This is a genomic window from Ornithinimicrobium sp. F0845, from assembly GCF_023015765.1.
Taxonomy (GTDB): Bacteria; Actinomycetota; Actinomycetes; order Actinomycetales; family Dermatophilaceae; genus Ornithinicoccus.
Genome location: NZ_JALKAL010000011.1, coordinates 84833 through 102769, shown reverse-complemented (window position 1 = coordinate 102769; position 17937 = coordinate 84833). Strand labels below are relative to the sequence as shown.

The window sequence follows — 17937 nt, the reverse complement described above, 5'->3', positions numbered from 1 at the left end:
CCCGTGGAGCACATTGGCAGCCCCACCTGGCGAAGCCGCTCAACGCACCCGTAAGGAGGTCCCAGTGACTGGGTCGCGCCACGAACCCACCCCGTCCGACGACATGGACCCCACCGGCGTCCGGGCGATGCTCGCCAACCTTCCCGACCCCGGCCCCATGCCGGAGGACCTGGTCGCCCGGATCTCGCAGAGCCTTGAGCTGGAGCAGCGGCGACGTGCTGCGGCGGCCTCCGACACCCCGGCCCCGGACACCGCGTCGGACTCCACGGCCTCGGCCACCGGTGGGGGCTCGCTGGTGTCCCTCGAGGCCGAGCGGACCCGTCGGCGTCCCGGCCGCACGCTGCTGTGGCTGGGGGGCGCGGCCGCGGTCGCCATGGTGGCCACGGTGTCGGTGACCCAGCTGTTCGGCGACGGTGACACGGATGCCGGGGTCTCCGCGCAGTACCCCGCGGCCAGCGACTCCGCCGACCGTGAGGAGTCCGGGGACGCGGGCGGCGCCGATGACGCCGGTGCGGACGCCGGCGGGGAGGCTGCCACGGAGGACGGGGCGCTCGGCGAGGCGCCAGCCTCGAGCGAGAGCGCGGCAGACGAGGAGACCGACGGCGCAGTGGCCGGCAACGGCGACGAGGAGATGGGCGTTGCCGGTCCCCTGCCCGCGCGCACCGTGGTCGTGGGCCTCGAGGGCAGCATCGACCTGTCGGCCACCGGCTGGGCGGACCAGGTGACGGCCCTGCTCGCGTCCGGTCCCGCAGAGCGCGAGCTCAGCGCGGGCGAGGGCGTTGACTGCCTCACGGCGAGCACTGTCCGTTCGGACTCGGCCGAGCGGTTCCTGCTCTCGGAGGCACAGTGGGACGACGAGGCGGCCCGGCTCGTGGTCGCCGTGAACCCCGAGGACGACGTGGCCTGGGTGCTCAGCGCCGACTGCCGGGAGATCTTCTCGGGCCCGGTCACCCTCGCTCCCTGATCCTGCGCCCCGCCAGGGCCTGATCCCGTCCAGTCCGGCCCCAACCCTGTCCAGTCCGGCCCCAACCCTGTCCAGTCCGGTCCCAACCCTGTCCAGTCCGGTCCCAACCCTGTCCGCTCTGGGCACAGGCTCTGCCCGCCGCGGGAACATCCAGGGCGCGGGAACATCCAGCACGTAGGATCGGTTGAGCACAACGATGGTGCCCCCGAGGTGGGTGCCGTGGACCCGACGACGCGCACTGGAGATTCCTGCATGATCACTATTCCCGTGGAGCCGACCGCACCCGTTCCGGCCGAGGGCGACGTGCGTGAGGTGATCATCGTCGGGTCAGGCCCGGCCGGCTACACGGCGGCGGTCTACGCCGCGCGGGCGAACCTGCGACCACTACTCTTCGAGGGTGCGGTCACCGCTGGTGGCGCCCTCATGAACACCACGGACGTCGAGAACTTCCCGGGTTTCGAGAACGGCATCATGGGTCCTGACCTGATGTTCGCGATGCGCGGTCAGGCCGAGCGCTTCGGTGCCGAACTGGTCCGCGACGACGTGACCGCGCTGGACCTGACCGGGCCGGTCAAGCTGGTGACCGACGCCAACGGCCAGGTCCACCGGGCGCGCACGGTCATCCTGGCGATGGGGTCGGCCTACCGTGAGCTCGGTCTGCCGGACGAGAAGCGCCTCTCCGGCCACGGTCTGTCGTGGTGCGCGACCTGCGACGGGGCGTTCTTCCGTGACCAGGACATCGCCGTGGTCGGTGGTGGCGACTCCGCCATGGAGGAGGCCACGTTCCTGACCCGGTTCGCCCGGTCCGTGACCGTCATCCACCGCCGCGACGAGTTGCGGGCCTCCAAGATCATGGCCGAGCGGGCCATGAACGACCCCAAGATCACCTTCGCCTGGAACTCCGAGGTCGTCGCACTGCACGGTGACCCCAAGCTCACCGGGGTCACCCTGCGTGACACGGTGACCGGGCTGGAGCGAGAAGCTGAGTTCGCGGCCGTCTTCGTGGCCATCGGCCACGACCCGCGCAACGAGTTGATCGGCGACCAGGTAGAGCTCGACAACGAGGGTTACGTGCTCGTCGAGGGTCGCACCACGGCCACGAACCTGCCCGGGGTGTTCGCCTGTGGCGACCTCGTGGACCACACCTACCGCCAGGCCATCACCGCAGCCGGCACGGGCTGCTCGGCAGCGCTCGACGCCGAGCGCTTCCTCGCCAACCAGGACGCGCAGCAGGGCGTCGCTGAGCTCGTCCACTGACCTCCATTTACTCAAATAGCAACTGCCACAACTGAATTCAGAGACGTTGCCACACCTGCTCCACGCGGGACACCACGGCAGCACACCACGAGGGAAGGAATCCCAATGGCTACCAAGCACACCTCCGACGCCGAGTTCCAGGCCGACGTCCTCGACCAGTCCACTCCGGTCCTGGTCGACTTCTGGGCGCCCTGGTGCGGGCCGTGCAAGATGGTTGCTCCGATCCTTGAGGAGCTCTCCGAGGAGTATGCCGACAAGATCCAGGTCGTCAAGCTCAACACTGACGACAACCCTGGCGTGACGGGGCGCTACGGCATCACCGGCATTCCGACCATGAACGTCTACGTGGACGGCGAGGTCGTCAAGACCCTCGTCGGGGCGCTGCCCAAGCAGAAGCTCGTGCGCGAGCTGGAGGACTACCTCAACTGATCGCTCGTCGGTCGCGAACGCCCCGGACCTCCGTGGTCCGGGGCGTTTGCGTGTTGTGGGCTACTCCGAGCCGAGCAGGCCCAGGATGCGCTCCAGGTCCTCCAGCGAGGCGAACTCCACCGTCATCCGACCCTTCCGCTTGCCCATGGCGATCGCCACCCGGGTGTCGAGACGATCCGCCAGGCGTGCCGCGTGGTCCTCGAGCTCGGGTTGGGTCTCGCGCGGACCTGACGGGCGCTTCTTGGCGGGCTCGCCCCCCTCGCCGAGAAGGACGATCTCCTCGACGCTGCGCACCGACAGGCCCTCGGCGACGATCCGCTGGGCCAGGCGTTCCATGGCCGCGCCGTCCGACAGGCCGAGGAGCGCCCGGGCGTGCCCGGCGCTGAGCACGCCTGCGGCGACCCGGCGCTGCACCAACGGGGGTAGCTTCATCAGCCGCAGGGTGTTGCTGATCTGCGGGCGGGATCGACCGATGCGCGTCGCGAGCTCCTCGTGGGTGCAGCCGAAGTCCTCGAGCAGCTGCTGATAGGCCGCGGCCTCCTCCAACGGGTTCAGCTGTGCCCGATGGAGGTTCTCCAGGAGCGCGTCCCGAAGCATGTCCTCATCGCCGGTGTCCCGGATGATGGCCGGAATGGTCGTCAGGCCGACATTCCGGGTCGCGCGCAGGCGACGCTCACCCATGATGAGCTCATAGCCGCTGGCGACGGCACGGACGACGACAGGCTGCAGCACGCCGATCTCACGGATGCTGTGCTCCAGCTCCGCCAGCTCGTCCTCGTCGAAGACCTGGCGCGGTTGGCGGGGGTTCGCCACGATCTGCTCCACCGGGAGCTCGGCGAACCGTGCGCCCGGCACCTGCTCCAGGTCCTGCTCTGTCGCCAGGTCCTGGTCCTGCTCGGTCGCCACGTCCTGCGCCGTGTCCCCGCCCGACGAAGCAACACCCTGATCGTCGACCCGCACCTGGTCGACGACCACCTGATCGACGGCCGCCTGATCGACGGCCGGCTGGTCGACATCCCTCGGCCCCCCGGTCTGCAGATCCGCGACGTCCGAGGACTCATCCACCGACTTGTCCAGCAGGGCCATCGCAGCGCTCTGACCTGCGGAAACGCTTGTCTGGCGAGGGAAGAAGACATCGCGTGGCCGGTCGACTCCCGTGGGCGCAGGAGGGATCAGCGCTCCCAGTCCGCGGCCCAGTCCTCGTCGTCGATCAGTCATCCGTGCTGCCTTCCTGTCCGGCCCGTGCGGCACGGGCGACTTCCTTCGCGGCCTCCAGATAGCACAGGGCGCCGCTGCTGATGGGGTCGTAGGTCATGACCGTCTCCCCGTGGCTGGGGGCCTCGCTGATCCGGACCGATCGCGGGATCGAGGTCCGCAGGACCTGGGAGCTGAAGTGCGCACGCACCTCGTCGGCGACCTGCGCGGACAGTCGGGTGCGTCCGTCATACATGGTCAGCAGGATGTGCGAGACCTCCAGGGACGGGTTCAGGTGCTCCCGGATCAGCTCGATGTTCGTGAGTAGCTGGCTCAGGCCCTCCAGGGCGTAGTACTCGCACTGGATCGGAATGAGCACCTCCGAACCGGCCACGAAGGAGTTGATCGTCAGCAGCCCGAGGCTGGGCGGGCAATCGATGAAGACATAGTCGAAGGGATCTCCGGCCTTCGCCCGGGCGCTCAGGTAGGCGCTGATGGCCTTCCGCAACCGGCTCTCGCGGGCCACCATCGGCACCAGCTCGATCTCGGCTCCCGCCAGGTCCACGGTCGCCGGCGCGCACCAGAGCCCGGGCAGGGACGGACTCTCCCGCACGACCTCCGCCAGAGGGGTCCCGTCGATCAGTACGTCGTAGATGCCCGCCGTGTCGCCGCCGTGCGGGATCCCGAGCGCGGTGCTGGCATTGCCCTGCGGGTCCATGTCCACCACGAGCACGTTCAGCCCCGACTGACTCAGGGCGGCCGCCATGTTCACCGTCGTGGTGGTCTTGCCGACGCCTCCCTTCTGGTTGGCGACGGTCAGGATCCGGGTCTCGCGAGGACGGGGAAGCCGTGAGCTGCCGAGCCGCGGGCTCGGTGCCACCTGGGACTCGTCGTGACCTGCTGGCTCCTGTGGACGTGTCGCACCGTCCTCGCGTGTTTCACGTGGAACGTCAACGGAGGTGGTCGTGGCCGTCGGTGCGGTCGTCATGGCCGAAGACTCCGTTTCACGTGAAACACGCCCTGGTTCGCTGGGAGACCCCGCACTTGGGGCTGCTGTGCACGCACCTGGCCACCCGACCTTCGCCGCAGAGCGTCCCGTGACGATCGTCGTGCCGGCACCATCGAGGAGTGCTGGCTCTGCGACGCCGCGGTCCTGGGTAGGCCATCCGAGGCGAGTCGTCGGCTCCTTGAGGGTGAGGGTTTTCATCCCCTGCATCATCTCCCACGTGGTCCCGGTTCCGTGGACCCACGCCGGTGGGGCGCGGACCGCTGGTTCTGTGCGCCGGGCTGGCCTCCCGGCGTGGGCCTGCGCCGACGGCCGGGGCTCTTGCCGTTCTGTTGGGCGGGCACCGTCGGGCGCACCGTCGAGGGGCCGATGCGCACCTCGACGAGTCTGGTCGGCTCCGGCAGCACGTCCTCCCCGAGCACGATGACCTGGGTCTCTCGTCCGCCTGCGCGGCGGACGGTCGCCTCGTCCTCGGCGAGCTCCTGCGCGGCACTGGCCCCCTTGAGCGCCATCAACCTGCCGTCGGCCTCCAGCAGCGGGAGGCACCAGGAGGCCAGCTCACCGATGCGGGCCACCGCGCGTGCTGTCACGACCGGTGCCCGCAGCTTGCCCCAGAAGTCCTGCGCCCGGCCGCGCAACACCTGGACGTTGCCGAGAGACAGTTCCGCAGCCGCGGTCTCCAGCCACGTGGTGCGGCGCAGCATCGGCTCGACGAGCACCACATCCAGGTCAGGCCGCGCGATGGCCAGGACCATCCCGGGGAGTCCGGCGCCGGATCCAACGTCGACCAGCCGAGTCCGGTGCGGCAGCACGGACTCCACGACGCCGCAGTTGAGCAGGTGGCGGTCCCAGAGCCGTGGGGTCTCCCGTGGACCGATCAGACCATGCGTCACGCCCGTGTCCGCCAGGAGGTGCGCGAAGTGTTCGGCGAGCGGCAGGCGGTTGCCAAAGACCTCAGCCGCGACGGGCGGTGGCCGCCCGGGCAGACCCGCCTGTCCCATCTCGTGTTTCACGTGAAACGTCCTCCATCCTGCGCTGTTCCGAGTGTGTCGCGGGGCGGGGCGGGCGCGTGCGCGCTGCCCCGCGCCTGTCTGCTGCGAATCCTCCTGCGGCTCCGACCGCTGCACAGTCTGTCACCCCGGCGTGACACACCAGGCACCTGCCTCCAGACACGCACCGACCCACCCTGGAAGTCCTGGGTGGGTCGGTTCCTGGGTGGGTCAGTGCGTACCTGAATCGGTGCGTGCGTGGGTCGGTGCGTACGGGGTGGGACGTGGCTGCAGCGCTCGCGATTCAGCCAGCAGGCAGGATCACGACGTAGCGCTGCGGCTCGGCGCCCTCGGACTCCGAGACGAGTCCGGCCGCGAGCACCTCGTCGTGGACGACCTTGCGCTCGAAGGCGGACATCGGCTCGAGCTCGGCCCGATCGCCACTCTCCCTGACCTGCTCGATGGTGGTCCGCGCCAGCTCCACCAGCTGGGCCCGGCGGCCCGCACGGTGCCCGGCGACGTCCAGCATGAGCCGGCTCCGGTCGCCCGTCTCTGCCTGCACCGCGAGCCGAGTCAGCTCCTGGAGGGCCTCGAGCACGGCGCCGTCACGACCCACGAGGGCCTTGGGAGCCGGCCCGTCCTCGGAGTCGACGATGGCCACGGCCGCCCGGTCGCCCTCGACGTTGACCTCGAGGTCGCCGTCGAGGTCCGCGATGTCCAGCAACGTCTCCAGGAAGTCCGCCGCGACCTCACCCTCGTGCTCGAGGTGCTCGTGACGCCCACCGCGACGGCTAGCACCGTCCGCCGCGAGAGCACTGCTCTCACCGGTCTCCTCGGACGTCTCCGCGGAGGCCTGCGCCGGCGCGTCCGACTCTCCAACGGCATCCTGGTCGGGCTCCTCCGGCAGAGGTGCGACGTCGACCACGGTCGACTCGTCCTGGTCCTGATCGGGCTGTCCCTGTGTCATGGGTTCGGTGCTCACCAAGGCTCCTGGGTTGTGCGGGGGTGGGTCATGGTCTGGGTGCGAGCGTGCTCGTCATCGTCCCTTGGGACGGTTGCCGCTCTTCTTGCGCTTCTTGCTGCGGGGCTGGACGCGTTGGCCGCCGCGGTGTGCGGTGCCCCCGGTGCCGCTGAGTCCGGAGCCACCCCCACCGGAACCTCCACTGACCTCGGCCTCCTCGGGAGCGGGGGTCAGCTGCATCTTCTTCACCGGCTTGCCCTTGGCCAGGCGGCGCTCCTCCAGGGCCTTCTCGGCGGGGGAGCCAGGTGCCGGCATACGACGGATCACGTAGAACTGCTGGCACATCGTCCACAGGTTGGACACGGTCCAGTAGATGAGCACGCCGAGCGGGAAGTTGACACCGGTGACCGCGAAGATCAGGGGCAGGGCATAGAGCAGGATCTTCTGCTGCCGTGCCATGGGGTTGTCCAGGGCCGCGGCCGGCATGTTCTTGCGCATCAGCTGGTGCTGGGTGGTGAACGTCGTCACCGACATCGCGATGATCAGCACCACCGACAGGATCTTGGCCGAGGTGTCGTCGCTGTGCAGGAAGCTGGAGGAGAGCTTGGCGCCCAGGATCGTCGCATCGTTCATCGCGATGGCCAGCTCCTGGGTGAAGAAGCCCGGCACCGTCTTGTCTCCGCTGGCGATGGCCGGGACGGAGTTCAGGATCCGGAACAGCGCGAAGAAGAACGGCATCTGCGCCAGGATCGGCAGGCACGAGGAGAACGGGTTGGTCCCGTGCCGCTTGTAGAGGGCGAAGGTCTCCTCCTGCATCTTCTGGCGGGAGATGTCGTCCTTCTTGCCCTTGTACTTCTTCTGGATCTTCATCAGCTCCGGCTGGATCATCTGCATCCGGCGCTGGGAGTGGATCTGCCGCACGAAGAGCGGCATCAGGAGAAGTCGCAGGACGATCACCAGACCGACGATGCACAGCGCCCAGGTCAGGCCGTTGGAGTCCTCCATGCCCAGGGAGGCGAAGATCCAGTGGAAACCGGCCAGGATCGATGAGACGAGCCAGGTGAACGGCCAGAGCAGAGTGTCTAGCATGTGGTCCTCGGTGTCGGTGCGGGCCGCGATCTCACGTGCGTCCGCTGGTGTGGTCAGAGATCAGTGTCGTGGTGTCCGGGGTCACGCCCTGACTCCCGGGCGGGGACGTGGTCCACGCCCCCGTGGCTCCAGGGGTGGCACCTACCCAACCGACGGGCCGCCAGCCAGGTTCCCTTCACCGGGCCGTAGCGGCGCAGCGCGGTCAGCGCGTAGGCCGAGCACGACGGGTAGAACTTGCACGAGGGGCCGAGCAGCGGGGAGACCAGGACCTGGTAGGCGCGCACCAACCAGATGAGCGGCAGCGCGAGGTAGCCACCCACGGTGCGCGTCTCCCCCACGGCGGTGCTCATCGCGACTCCCGGCACACACTGGTCAGCGCCTGGTCGAGCGCCGCGCCGAGCGCCGCGGAGGTCGCCCCTGCTGCAGCGGCGTTGGCCCGGACCACCAGGTCGGTGCCCGGAGCCAGCGTGCCCAAACGACCTGCCACCAGGTGCCGCAGGCGGCGCGAGACACGGTGCCGCACAACGGAGTTGCCGACCGCCCGGGACACGATGAAACCGACCCGCGCCGGTTGGCTCGAGTCGGTCACCGCGGCGCAGTGCACCACGAGCAGCGGCGTGCCGGCGCGTCGGCGCTGGGTCACACTGCCGCCTCCCCGCAGCACCGCGGAGAAGTCCCGCGGTCGGGTCAGACGGTGGTGACGCGGCAGCACTGCGCGGTCAGCTCGGGCTGCTCAGGCAGACAGCTTGGTGCGGCCCTTGGCCCGGCGGGACGCCAGGATGGAACGGCCGGCGCGGGTGCGCATCCGCAGGCGGAAGCCGTGCACGCGGGCGCGACGACGGTTGTTGGGCTGGAAGGTGCGCTTGCTCACTTGGTACTCCGTTACCGCAGCACTGGGTCGTGCTGCCTGACACATTGGTCTGGGTGGGGCGGCTCGCGGACCGGCCGCAATCGAAAGCCCACGCCGTCGAGACCCACGTAGAAGACGTGAACTGCGGGCCACCACTCGTGGGCAGGCGAAAACGGCCGAGACAACAGGCCGTCTCCAAAGGTACGGGAGCGGGGTGACCCAGGTCAAACCGGCGGGACCTCCGGCGACCGCCGACGAACCGGCCATCATCGCCCGTCCAGCCGGCACCGCGGTGGCGACACGCCGACATACTGCCGCTCGGTCAAGAAATTCTCTGCTCCAGCACTTGCCTTCGCACCGTCATCCTTGTTACGGTCCCGGCTTCGGTCAGTTCTGTCCACGGATCTATGCACAGGTGTGGATAAGCCTGTGGACACTCGGGGTACGGTACGTGGACCGAGGCCAGGCCGACAGTTAAGGGGTCCACGACCGTGACGCAGCCAGAAGTCGACTACACCGAGGTCTGGCGCGACACCATCGGGCAGCTGGAGGACGACACCTCTCCCCGGGACCGGGCCTACCTGGCGATGGTCCGCCTGGTCGGACTCATCGACTCCACCGCACTGCTGGCCGTGCCCTATGAGCACACCAAGGAAACGCTCGAGACCACGCTGCGCGAGCCCGTCCGCGAGGCGCTCTCCCGCGTCCTGACCCTCGATGTGCGGCTGGCCATCACGGTCGACGACCTGCTCCGGCGTCAGGTCGAGGGCGAGGCCGACACCTTGACCACACCGCAGGACTCGCCGCCATCCCGTGAGTCCCAGGACGTTGACGCCCCACCCCACGCCGACCCGTCCCGCACCGAGCAGGCCGACGGTCAGCCCTGGGACAACGGCACCTCGCCCCAGGACCGTGGCCCCGTAGTCGGCGAACGAGGCCGCTCCGCGCGGCCGGGCGCGTCGGCCCAGGGCGAGCCGGCTGCCGACATGGACCCTCGGCTCAATCCGAAGTACACCTTCGACACCTTCGTCTCCGGCTCGTCCAACCGGTTCGCCCACGCCGCATCGCTCGCCGTCGCCGAGTCGCCCGCCCGCGCCTACAACCCGCTGTTCATCTACGGCGAGTCCGGGCTGGGCAAGACGCACCTGCTCCACGCGATCGGGCACTACGCCCGCAACCTCTACCCGGGCGTGCGGGTGCGCTACGTGAACTCCGAGGAGTTCACCAACGACTTCATCAACAGCATCCGCGACGACAAGGCCGGGGCGTTCCAGCGGCGCTACCGCAACGTCGACTTCCTCCTCATCGACGACATCCAGTTCCTGCAGGGCAAGGAGCAGACGGTCGAGGAGTTCTTCCACACCTTCAACACGCTGCACAACAGCGAGAAGCAGGTCGTCATCACCTCCGACCAGCCCCCCAAGAAGCTGTCCGGCTTCGCCGACCGGATGCGCAGCCGCTTCGAGTGGGGCCTGCTGACCGACGTGCAGCCGCCGGACCTGGAGACGCGCATCGCGATCCTGAAGAAGAAGGCCGCCCAGGAGGGGATGACGGCACCGGATGACACGCTGGAGCTGATCGCCAGCAAGATCACCACCAACATCCGCGAGCTCGAGGGCGCCCTGATCCGGGTCACCGCCTTCGCCTCGCTGTCCGGGCAGCCGGTCAGCGCCGAGCTGGCCGCGCACGTGCTCAAGGACATCATCCCCAGCGGTGACGCCGCCGCGATCACGGCCGGCACGATCATGACCGAGGTCGCCGACTACTTCCGGATCAGCGTCGACGATCTCTGCGGCACCTCCCGGTCCCGCGCCCTGGTCAACGCCCGACAGGTCGCGATGTACCTGAGCCGCGAGCTCACCGACATGTCCCTGCCCCAGATCGGCAAGGAGTTCGGCGGCCGAGACCACACGACCGTGATGCACGCCGAGCGCAAGATCCGACAGCTCATCGGTGAGCGGCGCGCCCTCTACGACCAGATCACCGAGCTCACCGGCCAGATCCGCAAGGCGTCCGCCCGCTGACAACTCGCGGCACGAGGTGGGCGGACTCCACGATCGGCGAGCTGATCGCCGAGGCCTTCGTGACACGACCTCGCCTCGCCCAGCGTTGGGCGTGCACAGCTTCGTCCACCGGCTTTACCCGCTCTTTACCTGCAACATCACCAGTTTGTCCCCAGCCTGTGGATAACTCTGTGGGTAGTACTTTCCCGTTCACCTACCGTCCATCCACGGGGCTCAGTCCGTGGACGCCCGCCCCTCCGCGTGCTTGTGGAGGACCCGGGGAGTGCCTGTGACCAACGCGGGCCGGGATGGGCACATCCTTGGTATGACGTGGCACCGGTCTGTGGACGGGGCCGCGTCGTCCCCACCCGGTGCTCCACCTCCCCCAGGGTGTCCACCCGGCATACACACGGTGAATCGCCGCGCCGACCTGCGGTCCTCGACGGTTATCCACAGGATCCACAACGCCTATGACGAAGACCAACTATCTTCTGGGGAGGCCTCGCCCCGCGTCCCTGCTGACCCCCGACCGATCACCACCGAGTCAGGGTCCAGGTGTTGGCGCATCGGACCCGGGAGGCTAATGTCATCATCCACGCGCCGACTGACCGTCGGCCCGGGCCACAAAGTCCACCAACCGCATCCGTGAAGGGCTGACCGTCGTGAAGTTCCGCGTAGACCGCGATGTCCTGTCCGAAGCCGTCGCGTGGGTCGTTCGCGGCCTGAGCAGCCGCCCCCCGGTCCCCGTCCTCGCGGGAGTGCTGCTGCAGGCCGACGATCAGGGCACCCTGACCCTGTCCGCCTTCGACTACGAGATCTCGGCCACGGTGACCGTCGAGGCCGACGTCACCGAGGGCGGCGAGGTCCTCGTGCTGGGCCGGCTGCTGGCCGACATCGCGCGGAACCTGCCGAACAAGCCGGTCGAGGTCTCCACGGACAACACCAAGGTCCAGCTGGTGTGCGGCTCCAGCCGGTTCTCGCTGATCCAGATGCCGGTGAGCGACTACCCGTCGCTGCCCAGCTCGAGCGAGGGCAGCGGCAGCGTGGCCGGCGACGTCTTCACCAATGCCGTCAGCCAGGTCTCCATCGCGGCCGACCGCGGTGACACGCTGCCGATCCTCACCGGTGTCCGCGTCGAGATCGAGGGCGAGAAGATGACGCTGCTCGCAACCGACCGCTACCGCCTGGCGATGCGCGAGCTCACCTGGGCGCCGCAGGACCCCAATGTCTCGCACGTGGCCCTGATCCCGGCGCGCACCTTGTCCGAGACGGCCAAGGCGCTCGGTGCCGCAGGCTCCATCCAGGTGGCCCTCGGCGACGCCGCCCGGGGCGAGGGGCTGATCGGCTTCGAGGCCGGCTCCCGCCGCGCCACCACGCGGCTGCTGGACGGTGAGTACCCCAAGGTCACCTCGATCTTCCCCTCCAGCGTGGACACGGTCGCCGTGGTCGAGACCCACACGATCCTCGAGGCGGTCCGCCGGGTCGCGCTGGTGGCCGAGCGCAACACCCCGGTGCGCCTGCGCTTCTCCCAGGGTCAGGTGGCGATCGAGGCGGGCACCGGGGACGACGCCCAGGGCAGCGAGGCCATCGAGAGCACCCTGACCGGCCCCGAGCTGGAGATCGCGTTCAACCCGCAGTTCCTGCTCGACGGACTGTCCGCCCTGGGCACCGCCTTCGCGCGGATCAGTTTCACCCAGCCCTCCAAGCCTGCGGTCCTCTCCGGACAGGCCGAGATGGACGGTGAGTCCGACGAGACCTACCGCTATGTGCTGATGCCCGTCCGATTCGCTGGTTGAGTAGACCTGGGGTCGACCTCTGGTCGACCGGCATTACACGACCACCGCGACCGAAGGAGCCAGGACCATGCAGCTGGGAATGATCGGACTGGGCAAGATGGGCGCCAACATGCGCGACCGACTGCGCAAGGGCGGTCACGAGGTGGTGGGTTACGACCTGAACCCCGAGGTCCGCGACGTCGACAGCCTGCAGGCGCTGGTGGAGGCGCTGGACGCCCCCCGTGTGGTGTGGGTGATGGTGCCCCACGGGGCTCCGACGCAGAGCACCGTCGATGAGCTGGGCGAGTTGCTCAGCGAGGGCGACCTGGTGATCGAGGGCGGCAACAGCCACTTCACCGACGACGTCAAGCACCACGAGCAGCTGGCGACCAAGGGCATCGGCTACGTCGACTGCGGCGTCTCCGGTGGCATCTGGGGCATCACCGAGGGTTACGGGCTGATGTGCGGCGGCGAGACGGAGTGGGTCCAGAAGGCGCTGCCGATCTTCGACACGCTCCGCCCGGAGGGGCCGCGCGAGGAGGGGTGGGTCCACGCCGGTGACGTCGGTGCCGGCCACTACGCGAAGATGGTGCACAACGGCATCGAGTACGGCCTCATGCACGCCTACGCCGAGGGCTTCGAGCTGCTCACCGCCAAGGACGCCGTCAAGGACGTCAAGGGCGTCTTCCAGGCGTGGACCCGCGGCACCGTGGTGCGTTCGTGGCTGCTTGACCTACTGGTGCGCTCCCTCGACGAGACGCCCGGGCTCGAGGGGATCAGCGAGTACACCAGCGACTCGGGTGAGGGCCGCTGGACGCTCATCGAGGGCATCGAGCACGCCGTGCCGATGCCGGTGCTCAGCGCCGCGCTCTTCGCCCGGTTCGCCTCCCGCCAGGAGAACTCACCCGCCATGCAGGCGGTCGCCGCACTCCGCGGCCAGTTCGGCGGGCACGCCGTCAAGATGCTCGACGAGGAAGCCGAGCAGATCCACCCGGGCGCAGAGCCCAAGCACGACGAGGGCGCTGCCCGTCCCGGTGCGGGATCGGAAGCCCCCGGTGGGGAGTCCGCCGAGGCCGAGGCCGCCGAGGCAGGACCCACGTCCGGGTCCGGGGAGACCGACGGCACCCCGAGCCCGCAGGACGGCCCGTCGTCAGGGTCCGGCTCCACGGACTCCGACGAGCGGGGCTGAGCCCACGGCATACTCCCCGCATCGCTGATCGACCGTGCACCTGCGCCACCTGAGCGTCGCCGACTTCCGGAGCTACCACGGCGCGGAGGTGCCGCTCTCGCCCGGGATCACCACGCTGCTGGGGCGCAACGGCCAGGGCAAGACCAACCTGGTGGAGGCGGCCGGCTACGTCGCCTCCCTGGCCAGCCACCGGGTCGCGAGCGATGCTCCCCTCGTGCGGCACGGGGCGGAGTCCGCGATCGTCCGGGCCGCGGTGGTGCGGGAGGGTCGCGAGAGCATCGTCGAGCTGGAGATCGTGCCCGGGCGCAGCAACCGGGCCCGGCTCAACAAGTCCCCGGTGACCCGGCCGCGCGACGTGCTGGGGACGCTGCGCACCGTCCTGTTCGCCCCGGAGGACCTCGCGCTGGTCAAGGGCGACCCGGGTGAGCGGCGTCGCTTCCTCGACGACCTGCTCGTGGCGCGGCAGCCACGCTGGGCGGGGGTGCGCAGCGACTACGACAAGACGCTCAAACAGCGCAACGCCCTGCTGCGCTCGGGACAGCACCTGTGGCGCTCCGGTGGCCGGCGGGTGCCCGAGCACCGGCTGGTGCCTGGTGAGACGCTCGAGGACGCCCGCGCCGCCGCGGAGGCGACGCTCGGGGTCTGGGACGACCAGCTCGCCCGGGTGGGTGCTGCCCTGACCTACGCGCGGTTGCGTCTGCTGCGGGACCTGGGCCCCCACCTCGCGCAGGCCTACGCGACCATCAGCGATGCCGACACGGCCGTCACCGCGACCTACCGCTCGAGCCTCGAGGGACCGTTCGCGGAGGCCGTGGCCGCGGGCGAGGTGCCCGACCAGGACGAGGTGTATGCCGCGACGCTGGCCGTCCTGCGCGACCGCCGCCGCGAGGAGCAGGAGCGTGGGGTCACCCTGGTCGGGCCGCACCGGGACGAGGTCGTCCTCGGGCTGGGGGAACTGCCCGCCAAGGGATATGCGAGCCACGGCGAGTCCTGGTCGATCGCGCTGGCCATGCGGCTCGGGTCCTTCCACCTGCTCCGCCAGGACGTGGGGACCGACCCCGTGCTCGTGCTCGACGACGTGTTCGCCGAGCTCGACGCCGGACGGCGGGAGCGCCTGGCCCAGCTGGTGTCGGACTGCGAGCAGGTGCTGATCACCGCCGCCGTGGCCGAGGACGTGCCGGCGTGGTTGACGGGGCGCGGCCGGATCCTGGACGTCGCCGACGGCACCGTCACGCCGCGGGAGCATGAGCACTCCGCGGGAGAATGAGGCCGATGAGTGACGTGGACGACGCAGACCAGCCCGTCGGGCCGGAGGGCCGCGACGACGAGCGGTCCGGCGACGCGCGGTCTGGCGGGGAGCCTGGCGACGGGCCCGACGAGAAGCTCCCCGGCGCGGAGCGGCCTGATCCGTTGGCCGCGGCCGCGGACGCCCTGGCGCGCGCCCGGGCCAATGCCCGCACCCGTGGCTTCCGACCGGGGCAGGTGGATCGGAGCCGCACGGCGGCCGCCGGGTTGTCCGAGCGGCGGTCCGGCACCGGCGACGGCGTCGCGCGGGACCCCCGGCTCCTGGACTCCGAGGTGGACCGCCTGCTCGCCGCGCGGGGCTGGGGGGCGGACGTCCAGGTCGGGGCGGTGATCGGTCGGTGGCCCTCGATAGTCGGCGCGGAGGTGGCTGCGCACGTCGAGCCACTGGGGTTCGACGGGACCGTGCTCACGGTGCAGGCCGACTCGACCGCGTGGGCGACCCAGATGAAGCTGCTGAGCAACTCGGTGCTGGCCCGGGTCGAGACCGAGGTCGGCGCCGGCGTCGTGACCGAGATCGTCGTGCGAGGTCCCGCTGCGCCGAGCTGGCGCAAGGGCCGCCTCCGGGCGCGCGGACGCGGCCCCCGGGACACCTACGGCTGAGCGGCCCCAGGGCCGCCCGAGCCCCCGGCACACGAGGTGGACCTCAACGGAGGGGGATTCTGTCGCCCAAAAGGCCGTTTGCTGCCTGTGGAAGGGATGAATCAGGGCGCGGGACAGGTAGACTGAGACGGTTCACCCACCCACTCTGCCTAGGAGCCCCGTGGCCACTGTCGGACCAGACAATCCCCAGGACGTCGAGCCGGAGATGCCGGAGCTCCCCGAGGTGTCACCTCAGCAGGGGGACCCGGCATCACTCGCGACCGATTCCGCCTATGACGCCAACGCCATCCAGGTGCTCGAGGGTCTCGAGGCGGTGCGCAAGCGCCCGGGAATGTACATCGGCTCGACCGGCGAGCGGGGTCTGCACCACCTGGTGTGGGAGATCATCGACAACTCGGTGGACGAGGCGATGGCCGGCTACGCCGACCGGATCGAGGTCACCATCCTGGAGCACGGGGGCATCCGCGTCGTCGACAACGGCCGCGGCATCCCCACCGACATCCACCCGGTGGAGAAGAAGCCCGCCGTCGAGCTGGTGCTGACCCAGCTGCACGCCGGCGGCAAGTTCGGAGGGTCCGGCTACAAGGTCTCCGGTGGCCTGCACGGCGTCGGCTCCTCGGTGGTCAACGCCCTCTCGGAGAAGTTCGAGGTGGAGGTCCGGCAGCGCGGCCACGTCTGGCGCCAGACCTATCACCTCGGGGTCCCCCAGGAGCCGCTGTCCAAGGACGAGCAGATCCCCGAGGACGAGACCGGCACGACGATCACCTACTGGCCCTCCCCCGACATCTTCGAGACCGTCGACCACGACTTCGAGACCATCCGGGCGCGCGTGCAGCAGACCGCCTTCCTCAACAAGGCTCTGACGATCACGCTGACCGACGAGCGGCCCGTCGAGGTTGTGCGCGATATCGACGCCCTCGATGACGACCCGATCGACGGGGTCGGCGTCGAGGAGGACCCGGCCTCGGCGGCCGAGCCGGAGGCCAACCCCGTCGGTGAGGCGCGGCGCAAGCCGGTGACCTACCGCTACGACAACGGCCTGCTCGACTACGTCACCCACCTGAACCGGTCCAAGAAGTCCGATCCGGTCCATTACGAGGTCATCGGCTTCGAGACCGAGGACAAGGAGCGGATGCTCGCCGTCGAGGTGGCGATGCAGTGGACGACGTCCTACAGCGAGTCGGTCCACACCTACGCCAACGCGGTGAACACCCACGAGGGCGGCACTCACGAGGAGGGCTTCCGTGCGGCCCTGACCAGGCTGATCAACGACTTCGCCCGCACCAACAAGGTGCTCCGGGAGAAGGATCCCAACCTCACCGGTGACGACATCCGCGAGGGGCTGACGGCCGTCATCTCGGTCAAGCTCGGCGAGCCCCAGTTCGAGGGACAGACCAAGACCAAGCTGGGCAACTCCGAGGTCAAGGGCTTCGTCCAGTCCGCGATGACCGAGGAGCTCGGCCACTGGCTGGAGGCCCACCCGCGGGAGGGCAAGGAGATCGTCACCAAGGCGGTCCAGGCGGCCGCCGCCCGCGTCGCCGCCCGCAAGGCCCGCGAGGCGACCCGTCGCAAGGGGCTGCTCGAGTCCGGCGGTCTGCCGGGCAAGCTGCGGGACTGCCAGTCCAACGACCCGACGATCTGCGAGGTCTTCATCGTCGAGGGCGACTCGGCCGGCGGCTCCGCGGTGCGCGGTCGCAACCCCTACAACCAGGCGATCCTGCCGATCCGCGGCAAGATCCTCAACGTCGAGAAGGCCCGCCTCGACCGGGTGCTCAACAACCAGGAGGTCAAGGCCCTGATCTCCGGGTTCGGCACCGGCATCGGGGAGGACTTCGACATCACCCGGGCGCGCTACCACAAGATCGTGCTGATGGCCGATGCCGACGTCGACGGCATGCACATCCGGACCCTGCTGCTGACCCTGTTGTTCCGCTTCATGCGGCCCCTCATCGAGCACGGCTACGTCTACCTGGCCCAGCCACCGCTCTACCGCGTCAAGTGGTCTAACGCCGAGCACCAGTTCGCCTACTCCGACCGGGAGCGGGACGCGTTGATCAAGGACGGCACGTCCCGCGGCTGGCGGCTGCCGAAGGACTCGGGCATCCAGCGCTACAAGGGGCTCGGTGAGATGGACTACTCCGAGCTCTGGGACACCACCATGGATCCCGACAACCGGGTGCTGCTGCAGGTCAGCCTGGACGACGCCGCCAAGGCTGACGAGATCTTCTCGATCCTGATGGGCGAGGACGTCGAGGCACGACGCGGCTTCATCCAGCGCAACGCCCGGGACGTCCGGTTCCTGGACATCTAGGTGACCCTCTCGCCC

General features: G+C 69.6%; 17 protein-coding genes. 9 read left to right on the top strand and 8 right to left on the bottom strand.

The genetic code is table 11. The features are described from left to right. Window positions 1-64: 64 nt before the first annotated feature. From MWU75_RS15170 to trxA, 3 genes are all read left to right on the top strand, one after another. Window positions 65-964, top strand: coding sequence for a hypothetical protein (locus tag MWU75_RS15170; protein WP_247092333.1), 900 nt, complete (start codon window positions 65-67; stop codon window positions 962-964). A gap of 252 nt (window positions 965-1216) precedes the next feature. Then, window positions 1217-2221, top strand: a complete 1005-nt coding sequence (gene trxB / locus MWU75_RS15165; protein ID WP_247092331.1) for a thioredoxin-disulfide reductase — start codon at window positions 1217-1219, stop codon at window positions 2219-2221. 105 nt (window positions 2222-2326) lie between these two features. Beyond that, on the top strand, window positions 2327-2650 hold the full coding sequence (gene trxA, locus MWU75_RS15160) for a thioredoxin (RefSeq protein ID WP_247092329.1): 324 nt from the start codon (window positions 2327-2329) through the stop codon (window positions 2648-2650). A gap of 60 nt (window positions 2651-2710) precedes the next feature. Here trxA and MWU75_RS15155 read toward each other — a convergent pair whose 3' ends face one another. The 8 genes from MWU75_RS15155 to rpmH all read right to left on the bottom strand — a co-directional run bounded on the left by MWU75_RS15155 (window position 2711) and on the right by rpmH (window position 8760). After that, the gene (locus tag MWU75_RS15155) at window positions 2711-3868 is read right to left on the bottom strand and encodes a ParB/RepB/Spo0J family partition protein (protein WP_247092327.1); all 1158 of its coding nucleotides are present in this window, start codon (window positions 3866-3868) and stop codon (window positions 2711-2713) included. After that, the gene (locus tag MWU75_RS15150; protein ID WP_281497320.1) at window positions 3861-4832 is read right to left on the bottom strand and encodes a ParA family protein; all 972 of its coding nucleotides are present in this window, start codon (window positions 4830-4832) and stop codon (window positions 3861-3863) included. Before MWU75_RS15150 ends, MWU75_RS15155 begins: the two co-directional genes overlap by 8 nt. A gap of 227 nt (window positions 4833-5059) precedes the next feature. Further along, a complete protein-coding gene (gene rsmG / locus MWU75_RS15145; RefSeq protein WP_247092323.1) occupies window positions 5060-5863 on the bottom strand; it encodes a 16S rRNA (guanine(527)-N(7))-methyltransferase RsmG in 804 nt (267 codons plus the stop codon). 280 nt (window positions 5864-6143) lie between these two features. Further along, window positions 6144-6821, bottom strand: a complete 678-nt coding sequence (locus MWU75_RS15140; protein ID WP_247092321.1) for a R3H domain-containing nucleic acid-binding protein — start codon at window positions 6819-6821, stop codon at window positions 6144-6146. Window positions 6822-6875: 54 nt separating this feature from the next. Next, window positions 6876-7889: a membrane protein insertase YidC gene (gene yidC, locus MWU75_RS15135; protein WP_247092319.1), complete on the bottom strand. Its 1014-nt coding sequence runs from the start codon at window positions 7887-7889 to the stop codon at window positions 6876-6878. Window positions 7890-7942: 53 nt separating this feature from the next. After that, the gene (yidD, locus tag MWU75_RS15130) at window positions 7943-8239 is read right to left on the bottom strand and encodes a membrane protein insertion efficiency factor YidD (protein ID WP_247092317.1); all 297 of its coding nucleotides are present in this window, start codon (window positions 8237-8239) and stop codon (window positions 7943-7945) included. Beyond that, window positions 8236-8553 carry a ribonuclease P protein component gene (gene rnpA, locus MWU75_RS15125; RefSeq protein ID WP_247092385.1) on the bottom strand — a complete coding sequence of 106 codons (318 nt, stop codon included), beginning with the start codon at window positions 8551-8553 and terminating at the stop codon, window positions 8236-8238. Before rnpA ends, yidD begins: the two co-directional genes overlap by 4 nt. 69 nt (window positions 8554-8622) lie before the next feature. After that, window positions 8623-8760, bottom strand: a complete 138-nt coding sequence (gene rpmH / locus MWU75_RS15120) for a 50S ribosomal protein L34 (RefSeq protein ID WP_247092315.1) — start codon at window positions 8758-8760, stop codon at window positions 8623-8625. Window positions 8761-9230: 470 nt separating this feature from the next. Between rpmH and dnaA the strand changes: the two genes are divergently transcribed. From dnaA to gyrB, 6 genes are all read left to right on the top strand, one after another. Beyond that, entirely contained in the window at window positions 9231-10763 is a 1533-nt protein-coding gene (dnaA, locus tag MWU75_RS15115) for a chromosomal replication initiator protein DnaA (protein WP_247092313.1), read from the top strand. Window positions 10764-11404: 641 nt separating this feature from the next. Continuing rightward, window positions 11405-12538: a DNA polymerase III subunit beta gene (gene dnaN, locus MWU75_RS15110; protein ID WP_247092311.1), complete on the top strand. Its 1134-nt coding sequence runs from the start codon at window positions 11405-11407 to the stop codon at window positions 12536-12538. 67 nt (window positions 12539-12605) lie between these two features. Next, window positions 12606-13706, top strand: coding sequence for a phosphogluconate dehydrogenase (NAD(+)-dependent, decarboxylating) (gnd, locus tag MWU75_RS15105; RefSeq protein ID WP_247092309.1), 1101 nt, complete (start codon window positions 12606-12608; stop codon window positions 13704-13706). 34 nt (window positions 13707-13740) lie between these two features. Further along, complete coding sequence (gene recF, locus MWU75_RS15100) at window positions 13741-14973, top strand: DNA replication/repair protein RecF (RefSeq protein ID WP_247092307.1); 1233 nt, start codon at window positions 13741-13743, stop codon at window positions 14971-14973. A 5-nt stretch (window positions 14974-14978) separates the two neighbouring features. After that, window positions 14979-15611 carry a DciA family protein gene (locus MWU75_RS15095; RefSeq protein WP_247092305.1) on the top strand — a complete coding sequence of 211 codons (633 nt, stop codon included), beginning with the start codon at window positions 14979-14981 and terminating at the stop codon, window positions 15609-15611. Between the two features lie 205 nt (window positions 15612-15816). Next, window positions 15817-17922, top strand: coding sequence for a DNA topoisomerase (ATP-hydrolyzing) subunit B (gene gyrB, locus MWU75_RS15090; RefSeq protein ID WP_247092383.1), 2106 nt, complete (start codon window positions 15817-15819; stop codon window positions 17920-17922). Window positions 17923-17937 lie beyond the last annotated feature (15 nt).

What these genes read in the sequence shown, in the direction of transcription:
- trxB (WP_247092331.1), top strand. Translation starts at nt 1,217, where the DNA reads ATGATCACTATTCCCGTGGAGCCGACCGCACCCGTTCCGGCCGAGGGC.
- trxA (WP_247092329.1), top strand. Translation starts at nt 2,327, where the DNA reads ATGGCTACCAAGCACACCTCCGACGCCGAGTTCCAGGCCGACGTCCTC.
- MWU75_RS15155 (WP_247092327.1), bottom strand. Translation starts at nt 3,868, where the DNA reads ATGACTGATCGACGACGAGGACTGGGCCGCGGACTGGGAGCGCTGATC.
- MWU75_RS15150 (WP_281497320.1), bottom strand. Translation starts at nt 4,832, where the DNA reads ATGACGACCGCACCGACGGCCACGACCACCTCCGTTGACGTTCCACGT.
- yidC (WP_247092319.1), bottom strand. Translation starts at nt 7,889, where the DNA reads ATGCTAGACACTCTGCTCTGGCCGTTCACCTGGCTCGTCTCATCGATC.
- yidD (WP_247092317.1), bottom strand. Translation starts at nt 8,239, where the DNA reads ATGAGCACCGCCGTGGGGGAGACGCGCACCGTGGGTGGCTACCTCGCG.
- gnd (WP_247092309.1), top strand. Translation starts at nt 12,606, where the DNA reads ATGCAGCTGGGAATGATCGGACTGGGCAAGATGGGCGCCAACATGCGC.
- MWU75_RS15095 (WP_247092305.1), top strand. Translation starts at nt 14,979, where the DNA reads ATGAGTGACGTGGACGACGCAGACCAGCCCGTCGGGCCGGAGGGCCGC.
- gyrB (WP_247092383.1), top strand. Translation starts at nt 15,817, where the DNA reads ATGCCGGAGCTCCCCGAGGTGTCACCTCAGCAGGGGGACCCGGCATCA.